The organism is Corynebacterium breve, assembly GCF_030252165.1.
Classification (GTDB): Bacteria; Actinomycetota; Actinomycetes; order Mycobacteriales; family Mycobacteriaceae; genus Corynebacterium; species Corynebacterium breve.
On sequence record NZ_CP126969.1, the window covers coordinates 888,889 to 903,901 of the forward strand.

Annotated in this window: 15 protein-coding genes; 13 read left to right on the forward strand and 2 right to left on the reverse strand. The window is 57.6% G+C overall.

The window, feature by feature from the left end; translation table 11 throughout:
* Window positions 1-2: 2 nt before the first annotated feature.
* The 7 genes from atpD to QP027_RS04430 all read left to right on the forward strand — a co-directional run bounded on the left by atpD (window position 3) and on the right by QP027_RS04430 (window position 4,683).
* Window positions 3-1,448: a F0F1 ATP synthase subunit beta gene (gene atpD, locus QP027_RS04400; protein WP_284826305.1), complete on the forward strand. Its 1,446-nt coding sequence runs from the start codon at window positions 3-5 to the stop codon at window positions 1,446-1,448.
* A gap of 10 nt (window positions 1,449-1,458) precedes the next feature.
* A complete protein-coding gene (locus QP027_RS04405; RefSeq protein ID WP_284826307.1) occupies window positions 1,459-1,827 on the forward strand; it encodes a F0F1 ATP synthase subunit epsilon in 369 nt (122 codons plus the stop codon).
* Between the two features lie 187 nt (window positions 1,828-2,014).
* Entirely contained in the window at window positions 2,015-2,479 is a 465-nt protein-coding gene (locus QP027_RS04410) for a DUF2550 domain-containing protein (protein ID WP_284826309.1), read from the forward strand.
* 10 nt (window positions 2,480-2,489) lie between these two features.
* Window positions 2,490-3,182: an endonuclease NucS gene (gene nucS, locus QP027_RS04415; protein WP_284826311.1), complete on the forward strand. Its 693-nt coding sequence runs from the start codon at window positions 2,490-2,492 to the stop codon at window positions 3,180-3,182.
* On the forward strand, window positions 3,183-3,476 hold the full coding sequence (locus QP027_RS04420) for an Rv1322 family protein (RefSeq protein ID WP_284826313.1): 294 nt from the start codon (window positions 3,183-3,185) through the stop codon (window positions 3,474-3,476).
* Window positions 3,477-3,486: 10 nt separating this feature from the next.
* The gene (locus QP027_RS04425; protein ID WP_284826315.1) at window positions 3,487-3,798 is read left to right on the forward strand and encodes a thiamine-binding protein; all 312 of its coding nucleotides are present in this window, start codon (window positions 3,487-3,489) and stop codon (window positions 3,796-3,798) included.
* Window positions 3,799-4,683: a tetratricopeptide repeat protein gene (locus QP027_RS04430; RefSeq protein WP_284826316.1), complete on the forward strand. Its 885-nt coding sequence runs from the start codon at window positions 3,799-3,801 to the stop codon at window positions 4,681-4,683. It begins immediately after the preceding gene.
* 43 nt (window positions 4,684-4,726) lie between these two features.
* Here QP027_RS04430 and glgB read toward each other — a convergent pair whose 3' ends face one another.
* Window positions 4,727-6,934 (reverse strand): 1,4-alpha-glucan branching protein GlgB, encoded by a 2,208-nt coding sequence (gene glgB, locus QP027_RS04435; protein ID WP_284826317.1) that lies wholly within the window; start codon window positions 6,932-6,934, stop codon window positions 4,727-4,729.
* A gap of 109 nt (window positions 6,935-7,043) precedes the next feature.
* Complete coding sequence (locus tag QP027_RS04440; protein ID WP_284826319.1) at window positions 7,044-9,071, reverse strand: maltotransferase domain-containing protein; 2,028 nt, start codon at window positions 9,069-9,071, stop codon at window positions 7,044-7,046.
* A 101-nt stretch (window positions 9,072-9,172) separates the two neighbouring features.
* Here QP027_RS04440 and QP027_RS04445 point away from each other — a divergent pair, with 101 nt between their 5' ends.
* From QP027_RS04445 to QP027_RS04470, 6 genes are read left to right on the forward strand one after another with little or no spacing between them, the layout of a single operon-like run.
* Window positions 9,173-10,012, forward strand: coding sequence for an ABC transporter ATP-binding protein (locus QP027_RS04445; protein ID WP_284826923.1), 840 nt, complete (start codon window positions 9,173-9,175; stop codon window positions 10,010-10,012).
* Window positions 10,013-10,032: 20 nt separating this feature from the next.
* Complete coding sequence (locus QP027_RS04450; protein WP_284826321.1) at window positions 10,033-10,899, forward strand: NUDIX hydrolase; 867 nt, start codon at window positions 10,033-10,035, stop codon at window positions 10,897-10,899.
* Entirely contained in the window at window positions 10,886-12,040 is a 1,155-nt protein-coding gene (locus QP027_RS04455) for a THUMP-like domain-containing protein (protein WP_284826323.1), read from the forward strand. The genes QP027_RS04450 and QP027_RS04455 overlap by 14 nt, the downstream gene beginning before the upstream one ends.
* Window positions 12,041-12,092: 52 nt before the next feature.
* A complete protein-coding gene (locus QP027_RS04460) occupies window positions 12,093-12,887 on the forward strand; it encodes an electron transfer flavoprotein subunit beta/FixA family protein (RefSeq protein WP_284826325.1) in 795 nt (264 codons plus the stop codon).
* 9 nt (window positions 12,888-12,896) lie between these two features.
* Window positions 12,897-13,847 carry an electron transfer flavoprotein subunit alpha/FixB family protein gene (locus tag QP027_RS04465; protein WP_284826327.1) on the forward strand — a complete coding sequence of 317 codons (951 nt, stop codon included), beginning with the start codon at window positions 12,897-12,899 and terminating at the stop codon, window positions 13,845-13,847.
* Window positions 13,847-14,974: a cysteine desulfurase family protein gene (locus QP027_RS04470; RefSeq protein WP_284826329.1), complete on the forward strand. Its 1,128-nt coding sequence runs from the start codon at window positions 13,847-13,849 to the stop codon at window positions 14,972-14,974. The genes QP027_RS04465 and QP027_RS04470 overlap by 1 nt, the downstream gene beginning before the upstream one ends.
* Window positions 14,975-15,013: the final 39 nt, after the last annotated feature.

The window sequence follows — 15,013 nt, forward strand, 5'->3', positions numbered from 1 at the left end:
TCATGACTACAGCTCTAACTGAGCAGAACGAGAAGGTCGGCTCTGCAGCTGGCCGCGTCGTTCGCGTCATCGGTGCAGTCGTCGACGTGGAGTTCCCACGCGACGAGATGCCCGAACTGTACAACGCGCTGCATGTCGAGATCACCCTCGAGGCAGTCGCAAAGACCGTGACGCTTGAGGTCGCCCAGTTCCTGGGTGACAACCTCGTGCGTACGATCGCAATGGGTCCTACCGACGGCATGGTCCGCGGTATCAAGGTTGTTGACACTGGTAAGCCAATTTCGGTGCCAGTCGGCGATCAGGTTAAGGGCCACGTATTTAACGCACTTGGCGACTGCCTTGACGATCCTTCCGTGGGCGTCGACGGCGAGCGCTGGGGCATCCACCGTGAGCCACCTGCTTTCAAGGACCTCGAGGGTAAGACTGAGATCCTGGAGACCGGTATTAAGGTCATCGACCTGCTGACCCCTTACGTAAAGGGCGGCAAGATCGGCCTCTTCGGTGGTGCAGGTGTGGGCAAGACCGTTCTGATTCAGGAGATGATTACTCGTATCGCACGCGAGTTCTCCGGTACCTCCGTGTTCGCCGGCGTCGGCGAGCGCACCCGTGAGGGCACCGACCTCTTCCTTGAAATGGAAGAGATGGGTGTTCTCCCAGATACCGCTCTCGTCTTCGGCCAGATGGATGAGCCACCTGGAGTCCGTATGCGCGTGGCGCTGTCTGGCCTGACCATGGCGGAGTACTTCCGCGATGTTCAGAACCAGGACGTGTTGCTCTTCATTGACAACATCTTCCGTTTCACCCAGGCAGGTTCCGAGGTGTCGACCCTTCTGGGTCGTATGCCTTCCGCTGTGGGTTACCAGCCAACCCTGGCTGATGAGATGGGTGTTCTGCAGGAGCGCATTACTTCGACCAAGGGCCGTTCGATTACGTCTCTGCAGGCAGTTTACGTTCCTGCGGACGACTACACCGACCCTGCTCCAGCAACCACCTTCGCCCACCTCGATGCGACCACCGAGCTTGACCGTGGTATTGCTTCGAAGGGTATTTACCCGGCAGTGAACCCGCTGACCTCTACCTCTCGTATTCTCGAGCCAGGTATCGTCGGCGAGCGTCACTACGAGGTTGCGCAGCGTGTGATTAACATCCTGCAGAAGAACAAGGAACTCCAGGACATCATTGCGATTCTTGGTATGGACGAGCTTGGTGAAGAAGACAAGATCACCGTTATGCGCGCCCGTAAGCTTGAGCGCTTCCTGGGTCAGAACTTCTTCGTTGCGGAGAAGTTCACCGGCCTGCCAGGTTCCTACGTTCCATTGGCAGACACCATCGACGCTTTCGAGCGTCTGTGCAACGGCGAGTTCGACCACTACCCAGAACAGGCATTCAACGGCCTGGGTGGCTTGGATGACGTCGAGGCTGCCTACAAGAAGCTGAACGAGAAGTAGGAGACGCATCATGGCTGACATCACCGTTCAACTGGTCGCAGTAGAGCGCATGCTTTGGTCTGGAAAGGCCAGCATCGTTACTGCACAGACCATCGAAGGTGAGATCGGCGTGCTGCCCGGTCACGAACCACTCCTTGGCCAGCTCAAGGAAAATGGTGTCGTGACCATCACTCCAGTAGACGGCGACAAAATTGTTGCCGCTGTACAGGGTGGATTCCTTTCGGTTACCGCAGACAAGGTGACAATCCTTGCGGATTACGCCATCTTTGCTGACGAAGTCGATACGGCTCGCGCAGAATCTGAGCTCTCTAGCGATGACCAAGTGGTCAAGTCGCGTTCTGAGGCAGAACTCGCTGCAGTCCGTCGTAAGGCCAACTAGTTTGGCAAGGCAGTAAGCCTTCTTCCTTCTCGGGAAAAGTCTGGGGCCGCCACACTCTATGTGTGGCGGCCCCAGACTTTTTTGCATTCTTTGGCGATTGTCGATGCATCATCCGAAAGTCCGATTGGAATTGATGCATGAAGAGACTAGAATTTTATCAAATATTGATACTGCCTCAGGAGTTGCCGTGGAGATTGTTGCCTGGCTGTTGACCGCCATTGCGGTCGCATGCGTAGCCTTGGCCGTCTGGCGTTTTGTTACGCTCCGGTCCCGTGGGGCAACAGTGCTCATCCGCCGTCTTCCAGCATCCGGTGAGCACGGCTGGCGACACGGCACAGTGCAGTATCAAGGTGACATGCTGGGCTACTTTAAGCTGCGCTCCCTTTCTCCGACGGCCGATCTTACGCTAGACCGCCGTTACACGGAGGTTGAGTCTCATCGCGCACCGAGCGATACCGAGCTCCACTTCATGCCTTTGGGCTCTCGAATCGTGCAGTTTTCCTCCCGAGATCAAGAGTATGAAATTTCAGCCGATCGACGCAGCATCATGGCTTTGATTTCTTGGCTGGAATCTGCGCCTGACGTGCGCCAAGAGAAGTATGATCATAAATCAATGACCCAACGGATTGGGCGCAGAACTACCGAGGGATAGGGTAGAGGGCATGCGTCTTGTTATTGCCCGCTGTTCTGTAGATTATGTTGGTCGCCTAGATGCGCACCTGCCGATGGCTGACCGCCTGGTGATGGTCAAAGCGGACGGGTCCGTCTCAATTCATGCCGACGATCGTGCGTACAAGCCATTGAACTGGATGACACCCCCGTGCACTCTGGTGGAGGAGTCAATCGTCGACATCGATGGTGCAGATACCGGCGAACAGTTGTGGATTGTGGAAAATCCCAAGGGTGAGCAATTGCGCATCACACTCGAGAAGATCTACCACGAAAAGTCCTTTGAACTTGGCGAGGACCCAGGTTTAGTTAAAGACGGCGTGGAGGCCCACTTACAGGAATTGCTCGCGGAACACATCACCACGCTTGGCGATGGTTATACGCTTGTTCGTCGCGAGTTTCCCACGGCGATCGGGCCAGTCGACTTGCTAGCCAAGTCGCCTGAGGGCATCAACGTAGCTATAGAAGTGAAACGACGCGGCGGTATCGATGGTGTGGAGCAGCTGACTCGCTACCTTGATCTACTCAACAGGGACGAGCTGTTGAAGCCGGTTACGGGCGTTTTTGCAGCGCAGGAAATCAAGCCTCAGGCGCGTATTCTCGCAGAGGATCGCGGGATTCGTTGTCTCGTGCTTGATTATGACGATTTGCGAGGCATCGAATCTAACGAGCTCAGGTTGTTCTAGATGCCACGCAGGAATCGCCATAATAGGGCGCGGGGTTCGGCCCCGCGCCCTTTGCCACGCGATGGTGCGGCCTATTTGGGCACCCAGGAGGTTGAAGGGCCGAGCTGGACAAACGGTGAAATCTACCTCATGCGACACATGGGATCGCATGCGGCGCAGAAATTCTACGTCTGTCCAGGATGCAACCAGAACATTCCTCCCGGCGTTGCTCACATCGTCGCTTGGCCGCGCGATGTCGGTGGTCGCGCCGACGATCGTCGACACTGGCACCGCCACTGCTGGGATCGTCGTTAAGCTAGAGAGCATGATTGTTGCATTTTCTGTCGCGCCGACCGTGACCTTTACTGAGACGGCGGAGATGTCCGAGGCTGTTGCGCGGGCTGTGTCCATCGTGAATAAGTCGGGGCTGCCCCATGAGACCAACGCCATGTTCACTCTTGTGGAGGGAGAGTGGGATGAAGTCATGGACGTGATCAAACAAGCTACGGATGCGGTGCGAGAGGTATCGCCACGAGTGTCGTTGGTGATCAAGGCAGACATCCGCGAGGGATATACGGACCAATTGCATCAGAAGATGCACTCGTTGAACAAAGCGCTTGAAAAGGAGCACAACTAAATGTCACACCCATTTACCGGCGGAGCCGTAGACCTCGGGCGCGTGCAGGCGCAAGCAGAGGCGAAGGAGAAGCTCGCCCAGGCTGCGGTGGAGCCGTTTTTCACCATTACCGAGGACAACCTCGAAACCGAGGTGCTGCACCGCTCTACCCAAGTGCCCGTGATTGTCCTCGTGGGTACCTCGCGCTCTGAGGATTCCCAGGCCCTCAAGGCAAGCTTCGAGCACCTTGCCGCACAGTCGAATAACACCTTCGTTGTTGGCTATATTGACGGCGATACCACTCCGCAAATTGCTCAGGCGATGGGTGTGCGTGGCATGCCGACGACCTTGGCGCTGGCAGCTGGCCGACCGGTTACCTCCTTTGAGGGCAACCAGCCGGTGGAGGCGTTGCAGGAATGGGTCAGCACTCTTGTGAAGCAGGTGGGGCCGCAGCTCGCGGGTCTGCCGGAAGATGAACAGGAGGAAGCAGCGGATCCTCGTCTCGACGCGGCTACCGCAGCTCTCAACATGGGTGACTTTGATGCGGCCACCAAGCTTTACGACGAAATCCTGGCCGAGGACCCAACCAACGCGGAGATCAAGCAGGCGAAGGCGACCGTGGGCGTGATCAAGCGCTTAGATCCGCAGAATCGCGACACCGATGCGATCGCCGAGGCTGATGCGGATGTGACCAACGTGGACAAGCAATTGGATGCTGCGGATGCTGAAGTTGTTGCCGGTGCCCCAGAGAAAGCATTCGACCGTCTCCTGAAGGTCATTCAAGAGACGGCCGGAGATGAACGTGAGGCAGCGAAGTCGCGTCTGATTGAGCTCTTTACGCTTCTCGACGCCGCCGATCCTCGGGTGGCGGAAGCAAGAACTCGCCTCGCATCCGCCTTATTCTAGAGCCCCAGAGCCCCAGAGCCCCAGAGCCCCAGAGCCCTAGGACCTAGCCACGGTGGATGTAGTACTGGACGCTCATCGCGGGAATGTGCAGCTGGGCGGACTGGTCGCAGCCGTCCCACGCGGTTGGCTCGGTGAAGATCTCCTTCGGGAGGTCATTCCCCGCACCGGAGTACACCTTGTCGTCGGAGTTGATCAAAAGCTCCCAGCGTCCCACGAGGGGTAGACCCACGCGGTATGCAGGCTGCGAGGTTCCCGAAAGATTGACGACGACCAAGACTGGCGTGTTGTCAACGCCCCAGCGAACGTAGGAGAGCAGGTTGTTCGCAGAGTCGTCGCCCTTGATCCACTGGAAGCCCATCGGAGTGTTGTCCTGCGAGTACAAAGCTGGGGTTGTCTTGTACACGGAGTTCAGATCGCGGACAAGTCGTTGGATACCTTGGTGGAACTCGGAACCCCAGCCTTCCAGGTTGGACCAGTCGATGGAGTACGCCTCGGCCCACTCTCCGGTCTGGCCGAACTCCTGGCCCATGAACATGAGCTGTTTGCCTGGGTGGGAGTACATGTAACCATAGAGTGTGCGAAGACCCGCGGCCTTGTTCCAATCATCGCCCGGCATGCGCCCCCAGAGCGAGCCCTTGCCGTGGACGACCTCGTCGTGGCTAAATGGCAGCACGTAGCGCTCGGAGAATGCGTACACCATCGAAAATGTGATCTCGTTGTGGTGGAAGGAGCGGTGCACGGGGTCAAGTTTGAAGTACTCGAGGGTATCGTTCATCCAGCCCATGTTCCACTTTAGGGAGAAGCCCAGACCGTTGTCCTCGGTGTTGGCAGTCACGCCTGGCCACGCAGTGGATTCCTCGGCGATGGTGACAACGCCAGGGTGCTCGCGGTGAACGGTGGCGTTCATCTCCTGGAGGAATTGAACAGCGTCGAGGTTCTCGCGACCACCGAATTCGTTCGGCGCCCACTCTCCAGGCTCGCGGGAGTAGTCGAGGTAGAGCATGGAGGCAACCGCATCTACACGGAGGCCGTCGATGTGGAACTCTTCGAGCCAGTACAGAGCATTGGCGACGAGGAAGTTGCGCACCTCGTTGCGGCCGAAGTCGAAGACGTAGGTGCCCCATTCCTTCTGCTCACCGCGTCGCCAGTCTGGGTGCTCGTAGAGCGCGGTACCGTCGAAGCGCGCCAAGGCCCAATCATCCTTAGGAAAGTGAGCGGGAACCCAGTCGACGATAACGCCGATACCTTCTTGGTGGAGGCGGTCGATCAGGAGGCGTAGCTCGTCTGGGGAACCCCAACGCGCGCTTGGTGCGTAGTAGCCGGTGACCTGGTAGCCCCAAGAGCCGCCGAACGGGTGCTCTGCAACAGGGAGGAACTCGACGTGAGTGAAACCTTGCTCTTTGACGTACTGGACGAGCTCGTCGGCAAGCTCGCGGTAGCCGTAGCCGATTTTCCAGGAACCCAGGTGAACTTCGTAGACGCTCATCGGCGCATTGGTTTGGTCCATCTGCGCGCGGGCCTTCATCCACTCGGCATCACCCCAGGTGTAGGTGTCAGCTTCGACAACCTGAGAGACGGTTTCCGGTGGAGCCAACGTGCCCTTCGCGATTGGGTCAGCCTTGTCGCGGCGGTGTCCTTCCTTGGTCTGGATGGCGAACTTGTAGGTTGCCCCTGCCTCGATGCCTGGGATGAAGATTTCCCACACGCCGGTAGATCCAAGCACGCGCATCGGGTACTGGTTGGGATTCCATGCACAGAAATCGCCAACCACGGCAACGCCTGTCGCGTTGGGTGCCCAGACCGCGAAGGAAGTACCGGTGACCGGGCCCATGGCGGTTTCGTACGTGCGGATGTTCGCACCCAAGACTTCCCAGAGGCGTTCGTGGCGACCTTCGCCGATGAGGTGAAGGTCAAACGATGACAGGGTAGGCAGGAAGTGGTACGGATCAGCGATGATCACTGGTTCTGCGACGGGGTAGTGCACGCGCAGGCGATAATCTGGTGCAAGTTCGTCATCTAGGCCGATGACCCAGATATCGTCACCGGTATTGACCATTTCGCGGGATTCGCTGTGAATCAGAAGCTCAACTCGGGTTGCTCCAAGCTGGCGTGTGCGGATGACAGAGCCCTTGGATGTGGAATGCCAGCCATAGAAATCGTGTGGAGCATGGTGGCTGCATTCAAGAAGGCGTGCGCGATCAGCGTCCGGGATAAGCAATGCAGGTTCCAAGCTGGTGTGGCCCTCGGTCATGTATTCCTCGCAGTATATAAAACAGTTGGTAGGTGATCTTCTTGTGACGGTACCCGAGAAAGCCCACTACTGAGGGTGTTTTCTCGAGATGGATACCGAATGGTGATGTTTATGGGCGGTAGTCGTTTTCGCTAATCTGGCGCCATGCCAGCTGCTCGCGACGCTCAGGTGCAACATCAGGCAAGACGAAGATGTGTGCAACGTCCTTGAATGGCTCGAGGCGGACAAAATTCTCGTCGCCCCAAATGTAGTTAGCGCCGCTGACCGCGTCATGGACCTGGAACCTCGTGCCTGGCTCGAGGCCGATCGCCTCCATGTCTACCTTGATCATGCCCTCTTGCAAGCCGAAGGAGTCGAGGTTAACCACGACAAGGACACAGTTGCCGGTGATGGAATCGACCTTGGAGTAGGCGATAAGGTTATCGTTATCCACCTGGTGGAAGTGAATATTGCGCAGCTGCTGTAGGGCTGGGTTCTCGCGGCGAATCTCGTTGAGCAAGGTGATAAATGGCTCGAGGGATTCACCACGCTCTAGTGCACCTTCGAAGTCACGTGGGCGCAGCTCGTACTTCTCGGAGTTCATGTACTCCTCGCTGCCTTCCATGACTGGTTCGCTTTCGTAAAGCTCGTAGCCAGAGTAGACGCCCCACAAAGGACTCATGGTGGTAGCCAGCGCAGCACGGATCGCAAACATTGCGCGGCCACCCTTTTGCAGGGAAGCGTGCAAGATATCTGGGGTGTTAACAAACAGGTTCGGACGGGAGACATCCGCAAGTCCAGCAATCATTTGTGCGAACTCGGTGAGGTCCTTCTTTGAAGTCTTCCATGTGAAGTAGGTGTAGGACTGGCTAAAGCCGATCTTGGAAAGGCCGAACATGCGTGCTGGGCGAGTAAAAGCCTCGGAAAGGAAGATAACCTCCGGGTGGCTCTCACGAACGCGGGAAATCAACCACTCCCAGAAGTTCACTGGCTTTGTGTGTGGGTTGTCCACGCGGAATACCTTGACCCCTAGGTGAACCCAGTGCATGACAACGCGGTAGACCTCGTCGTAAATAGCTTTCGGCGCGTTATCAAAGTTGATTGGGTAGATATCCTGGTACTTCTTTGGCGGGTTCTCAGCGTAGGCAATGGTGCCATCGGCGAGCTCGGTGAAGAATTCACGATGATTCACGGCCCACGGATGATCCGGCGCGGCCTGAAGCGCTAGGTCCAACGCGATTTCTAGCCCCAGCTCGTCTGCGCGAGCAATGAGGTTGCGGAAATCTTCCTCAGCGCCAAGTTCAGGGTGAAGCGCATCGTGTCCACCTGCCGCGGAACCGATTGCCCATGGGGAACCAACGTCGCCCTCGACAGTGGTCAGGGTGTTGTTCTTGCCCTTGCGGTTAACTTCACCGATCGGGTGAATCGGTGGGAAGTAGACGGTGTCAAAGCCCATCTTGGCCACGCGCTCCAAAGCCGCGGCGGTGGTTTCAAAAGTGCCGTGAACTGGGTTGCCGTTCTCGTCCCAGCCACCGGTGGAGCGCGGGAACAGTTCGTACCAGGAGTTCACCAATGCTTCGCGACGTTCGACGTGGATGTCGCAAATCGGGCCGCGGGTCACCAGCTCGCGCAGCGGGAACGCTGCAAGAATATCCAACACCTGGTCCGATAGGCCGGGCTGGATACGTGCCTCAAGCGGGAGGGACTCGTCGTTAAGCGAGCGTACGACCTCTTCGAGCACCTTGTTGTCTGGTGCTGGGGTCTGGGCGGCGGCACGCTCGAAAAGCTCAACTCCGTGTGCAAGGTCATTGGCCATCTCGGCTGCGGACTGGCCAGCATCGAACTTCTTAGTAACGGCGTTGCGCCAAGTAGCCATGACATCTGACCAAGCATCGATGCGGAAATGCCAGATGCCCTCGGTGTCTGGGACGAACACTGCGTGGACGTTGTCAGGGCGGTAGGTCTCGGCCTGCATGTGGATGGAAAATGGCTCTGCGCCTTCTGGAGGGGTGAGCTCGACTGTCGCCGCTACGGCATCATGACCTTCACGCCACACCAAGGCAGAGATGGGCACAACCTCTCCCACGGCCGCCTTTGCTGGCAGTGTGCGACCTGTAATCTGAGGCCTTACGTCGTCGATACCGAGTCGTCCAGTCATCTTTTCCTCGCTCCCGGGTAGTGCAAATAATGTCTACGGTTACCTGCCCAAGCCTAGCGAAACTGTGTCACTTTCACCGTGCACGTGAAAAATAAGCCACAATAGGAGACGTGACTGACATTGCGCCTACTGACCCAGACCTATTGATTGACTTCCGCGACGTTGAGTTTCGTCGCGGCGGAAATACCCTCGTCGGACCTGTGACTTGGCAAGTAGAACTCGACGAGCGTTGGGTCATCCTCGGGCCAAACGGTGCGGGTAAAACGACCTTGATCCGCATGGCGGCGGCGGAGGAATTCCCTACGGAAGGCACGGCGTTTGTCCTCGGAGAACAGTTTGGCAAAACCGATATGCGCGATCTTCGAGCCGCAATCGGCGTGACATCTGCGGCCGTTGCGCACCGCATTCCTAGCGAGGAAATCGTGGGTGATCTCGTTGTCTCTGCTGGGTACGCAGTGATGGGTCGCTGGCGTGAAGAATACGATGAGATGGATTATGCGCAGGCAGAGGAAGCGCTGGAACAGATCGGCGCGATGCATCTGATCGATCGAACCTGGGGCACGTTGTCTGAAGGCGAGCGCAAGCGAGTGCTGATCGCGCGTGCCATTATGACCAACCCCGAGCTGCTCATCATGGACGAGCCAGGCGCGGGCTTGGATCTTGGTGGACGCGAAGACCTCGTCGCATACGTCGGTGAACTCGCGCTGGACCCTGACGCACCGGCGATGGTGATGATTACCCACCATGTCGAGGAAATCCCGTTTGGCTTTACGCACGCCATGCTTCTCGACGAAGGCAACGTGGTCGCACAGGGACTGATCGACGACGTTATGACCAGCGAGAACCTAACAAAGGCATATCATCAGCCAATTCAATTGGATAAGGTGGATGGCCGATACTTCGCGCGCCGCGCGCGACGTGGTGGAGCACACCGAGCTTAATCTCAAGGAGGTGGGGCGGCATGCCTAATTCTCAAGGCGCACCGTCAGTTTTTGCTGGCGATCACATCGACCCCACTGACACGACCGGCTACCAAGGTGGACGGCTCGCTTCGACAGTCCTTCTCATCAAAGATGGACACAACGGGCTGGAAGTCTGGGCGCAGGAACGCGTTCTCACCATGGTGAACTACCCAGGGATGACTGTGTTCCCGGGAGGCGGTGTAGATAGTCGAGATTTTCCACAGCGCACCTGGAATTCCGGTGAATTGTGGATGGGCCGCTCTGCTGTTTCGGTCGCTCGGCGTCTTGCTCTGACTAAATACAAAGCATACGCCCTCGTCTTTGCTGCGGTGCGCGAGACCTTTGAAGAAACAGGAGCATTCCTCGTTGCCGATCAAAAAGGTGAGATGATCAGCGACACACGCCCGTTTATCGAGTCTCGCGAAAAACTTGTCTCGCACGAAGCGTCCTTGACGGATGTGCTCCAGTCAAACAAGCTCAAAGTCAACGCCGACATGATCACCCCGTGGGCGCGCTGGGTGGGTACTTCCGAGGCGGGCAATAAGTTTGACACCTTTTCTTTTGTGGCGACACTGCCAGACGGCCAAGATCCAGACGCGAATACAGGTGAGGCTGATGATGCCAACTGGTTCTCGCCCAAGCTACTGCTGGAAGGGTGGCGCGTCGGTCTGGTCCGTTTCGCCCCTGCAACGTGGGCTCAGTTGGTAGACCTGTCAAAATTCGACTCCGTGGACGAAGTTGTCGCAGCAGCGAAGCTCCAAGATATGCGCCCAACCTCTGACACGTTGGTCGGCATCGAGCGCTACGCTGAGTTTTTCAATCACGACCCTCCAGACAGAATCGGAAAAATAGGTGGCATTCAATAAAGCAGAGATCGGCTATCTCGCAACACACCGATCGCTTATCGACGAACACACCACCGGGCTGGAACTTTCCAAGAAGTCGATGCTGCATGACCAGAAGATTCTGCGGGATACTTTCGGAGACTTTGCCCGTTCAGTGACCGAATTGGTCGTCGCGAGGAGATCAGCCACAGGAAAGTTCCCCTCGCACTGGCTGACTGACTCTGATGCTGCACAACAGGCGACACCAAATGAGGTGTCCAGCTACCGAGCGTCACTGCTGGCAGACGCGGGCGCGACGATGGTCCACGATGTCACCTGTTCCATCGGTACTGAGGCCCCCGCAGTGCTGGAGGAGGGGATGAGGTGGTTGGGAAGCGACCTTGACGAATCCAGGCTGGCGATGGCGCGCGCCAATCTCGGCCCTAGAGCATGGCTTGCTCGGGCAGATGCCCTGGCGCCTACGAGCAGGGAAGGGGTCATCGTTGCTGATCCCGCGCGTCGGGTGGGTGGGCGACGCATTACCGATCCTGCTCAGCTCATGCCTCCCTTGCCTGATCTGCTTGAGGCCTATCCCCAGCGTGAACTTGCGGTCAAATGCGCGCCGGGCATTGACTATTCAGACTGGGACGGTTTGGTCAGTGTCGTCAGCGTGGACGGGGCTGTTAAAGAAGCCTGTCTGTATACATCAGGGCTGGGTAGGGGGCATCGTCGTGAAGCAGTGCTTTTGGGTAAGCACCGCGAAACAGTGACTGATGCGGACGAACAAGAAGTGCCCGTTCACAGGCCAGGCCGCTATATCATCGAGCCGGATGGCGCGATCGTTCGTGCCGGTCTCGTGCGAGGTTGGGCCGCGAAACATCAATTGTGGATGCTTGATGCGCATATCGCTTATGTCACGGGCGATGCGTTGCCACCGGGGACAAGTGGATTTCCATTCATCGAGATGGTGCCGATGAAAAAGCTCAAACAAGCCTTGCACGCTCATGGAGCCGGGGCAATCGAAATCCTCGTGAGGGGTGTGGATGTTGACCCTGATCAGCTGCGGAAAAAGCTGAAGCTGAAAGGTAACCGGTCAATGGGCGTGGTCATCGCACGCATCGGTGATGGTGCTGTGGCCTATGTCTGTGAGGCGCGGGAGCATTCTGACCAACTTTCGGCTTAGGCTAGGCTTATTTGCTAGAAAAGTCTGACAAATTGGAAGGGGTAACGCTCTGATGTCCACCATTGTGGTGCTAGTCAAGAATGTTCCTGATACTTGGTCTACCAAGACTCTCGAAGGCGATCACACGCTTGACCGCACGAACGTTGATTCCGTGATCGACGAGATCAACGAATACGCCGTGGAAACCGCGCTGCGCATCAAGGAAGCAGAACCAGAGCGATTCAACGTCGTTGCACTTTCTATGGGACCAGCAGGTTCCGAGGAGGCACTGCGCAAGGCGCTCGCCATGGGTATTGATGATGCAGTTTTGCTTAGCGACGACGCGCTGGCCGGCTCCGATGCCGTAGCTACTGCTTGGGCGCTGACCAACGCTATTAACACCATTGAGGATGTCGCCCTGATCGTCATGGGCAATGAGTCTTCGGACGGAAGCACGGGAACACTCGCTGGCCTGCTGTCCGAGTACCGCCAGATTCCTGCCCTTACACAGGTCGGTCCGGTCGCAGTTACGGGTGATGTTGTCAACGCGACCCGCGTCGACGAGCTGGGACAATGGGAGTTGGAAGCTTCACTTCCGGCGATCGTCTCCGTGACGGAGAAGGCGGAGAAGCCTCGTTTTCCAAACTTTAAGGGTCTGCAGGCGGCGAAGAAACACGAAATCACCGTGCTCGACGCTGCCACTGCCAGCGTAGATCCGGCTCACGTGGGTCTTGGTCACTCTGCAACTGTTGTACAAGCAGCAGAGGAAGTGCCGGCTCGCGAAGCAGGAGAGATTATTGATAGCGGCTCTGCGGAAGACATCGCGGCACAAGTTGTAGCGAAGCTCGCCGAAAAGAACTTGATCTAGGAGGAAACCATGTCACACGTATATGTATTGGTGGAGCAGTCCGCCGGACAGCTGGGCCCAGTTACCTCCGAGCTGATCACCGCTGCGCGTCCCTTGGGAGTAGTTTCCGCGGTGGTCGTCGGTAAGCCTGGCGAAGCAGTGGCCGTTGCGCCTGCGCTGGCTGAGGCCGGTGCCGCCCAGGTAATTGATGCGACTGCTGAAGACTACGATGCGCGCCTGATCCTCCCAGAGGTCGACGCACTCCATGCCCTGGGAGCAGCAAACCCGGCGCCTATTGTGGTTGCCGCCACCGCGGCAGGAAATGAAATCGCTGGCCGTTTGGCAGCTCGTCTCGCCTCGGGCGTATTGACCAACGTGATTGGTATCGACGATAACGGTGCCGCCCGCCATGAGATCTTTGGCGGCACGATCGTCACTACCGCTGCGGCTGGTGGTGCTTGCCCGATCTACACCGTGCGCCCGGGTGCGGTGAAGGCACAACCGGAGGCTGGTGCCGGTGCTGTGGCTCCGATGCCATTGCCGGTGGCAACGAATAAGGATGTCAAGGTTTTTTCCTTTACTCCTGCTGTTCATGGTGACCGTCCTGACCTGAATCAGGCAAACGTTGTTGTTTCTGGCGGACGCGGCGTTGGTTCGGAAGATGGCTTCCATGACTATGTCGAAGCCCTTGCCGATGTTCTCGGCGGCGCGGTTGGCGCGACCCGCGACGCAGTCGATGAAGGCTTCGCGCCGGCTTCTGCACAAATTGGCCAGACCGGTGCGACGGTATCTCCAGACCTGTATTTTGCGCTCGGCATTTCTGGCGCGATCCAGCACCTGTCGGGTATGCAGACCTCCGGCACCATCGTCGCTGTGAACCAAGACCAAGACGAACCGATCTTCCAGATTGCTGACATCGGTATCGTCGGCGACCTCGAAGAAATCGTTCCAGCACTCGTAGCGGAGCTGGAGAAGCGCTAGTGGCTCATTACTTCGATCATGCCGCCACGACGCCGATGCGCCAGGTGGCGATCGATACGTGGGTCGAACATACACAGGCCTTGAACCCTGGCGGGCAATACACGTCGGGGCGCAAGGCCAACGCTGTGTTGTCAGAGGCTCGTGAACAGATTGCGGAGCTACTCGGAGCCGAACCGATCGAGGTGGTGTTTACCGCATCGGGGACTGAAGCGGACAATATTGGCGTGCGCGGACTCTACCGCGCGTCCTCGTTGAATCGCGTAGTTTCTACCGAGATTGAACATCCTGCAGTGCTAGAGACGGTGAAGTCTCTGGCAGCAATCGAGGGCGCCCACGTGGACTACTTGCCCGCCACAGCGACGGGTCATGTGAGCGATTTAGCGGCACTGGATTCTCCCGCTGCAGTGGCTACCTGCATGTGGGCGAACAATGAAACAGGTGCGATCCAGCCGGTAGATCGGATCGTGGCCAAGGCAAATGAGCAGGGGACGCCCGTGCATATCGATGCTGTGCAAGTGGTCGGTCGTGTGCCGATCAACTTCGGCGAGCTCGGTGCCACAACCATGGCCATGAGTGCACACAAATTTGGTGGCCCGCGCTCAGCCGGCATACTTTTGGCCAAGCGCTCGCCGGTGCCAGAGGCAGTCATTCTGGGTGGAGGTCAGCAACGCGGAATTCGTTCAGGCACAGTGGATGTCGCCTCTGCCGCAGCTACGGCTGCCGCGCTAAGCGAAGCGGTAACCGAAATGGATCAAGAGGTCGTGCTGTTAAGAGAGCTTCGCGACGATCTTGTGGCGAGAGTTCGCGCGAAAGTCGACGATGTCATCGTAACTACCACCGAACCCGCACTTCCGGGGCATGCGCACTTCATGTTCCCCGGCGCCAGCGGAGAATCGATGATTATGCTCTTGGACTCTTTGGGAATCGAGGCATCGACAGGATCAGCATGTCACAGCGGGGTTAATCGGATGAGCCACGTGCTCGATGCGATGGGGGTGGACGAGCGGACTGGTATGGGCGCATTGCGTTTGACCCTTGGGCGTACGACAACCTCCGCTGACGTTGAGTTTCTCATCGAAAATATTGCGGAGGTAGTGCGGAAAGCTCGAATCGCCGGCGGATTATAGAGTGAATATTGTTGCAAATGTGGCTTATGTGACATAACT

Coding starts and splice junctions, on each gene's coding strand:
- QP027_RS04430 (WP_284826316.1), top strand. CDS start 3,799: ATGTCACACCCATTTACCGGCGGAGCCGTAGACCTCGGGCGCGTGCAG.
- nucS (WP_284826311.1), top strand. CDS start 2,490: ATGCGTCTTGTTATTGCCCGCTGTTCTGTAGATTATGTTGGTCGCCTA.
- QP027_RS04440 (WP_284826319.1), bottom strand. CDS start 9,071: ATGACTGGACGACTCGGTATCGACGACGTAAGGCCTCAGATTACAGGT.
- QP027_RS04460 (WP_284826325.1), top strand. CDS start 12,093: ATGTCCACCATTGTGGTGCTAGTCAAGAATGTTCCTGATACTTGGTCT.
- atpD (WP_284826305.1), top strand. CDS start 3: ATGACTACAGCTCTAACTGAGCAGAACGAGAAGGTCGGCTCTGCAGCT.
- glgB (WP_284826317.1), bottom strand. CDS start 6,934: ATGACCGAGGGCCACACCAGCTTGGAACCTGCATTGCTTATCCCGGAC.
- QP027_RS04420 (WP_284826313.1), top strand. CDS start 3,183: ATGCCACGCAGGAATCGCCATAATAGGGCGCGGGGTTCGGCCCCGCGC.
- QP027_RS04405 (WP_284826307.1), top strand. CDS start 1,459: ATGGCTGACATCACCGTTCAACTGGTCGCAGTAGAGCGCATGCTTTGG.
- QP027_RS04450 (WP_284826321.1), top strand. CDS start 10,033: ATGCCTAATTCTCAAGGCGCACCGTCAGTTTTTGCTGGCGATCACATC.
- QP027_RS04465 (WP_284826327.1), top strand. CDS start 12,897: ATGTCACACGTATATGTATTGGTGGAGCAGTCCGCCGGACAGCTGGGC.
- QP027_RS04425 (WP_284826315.1), top strand. CDS start 3,487: ATGATTGTTGCATTTTCTGTCGCGCCGACCGTGACCTTTACTGAGACG.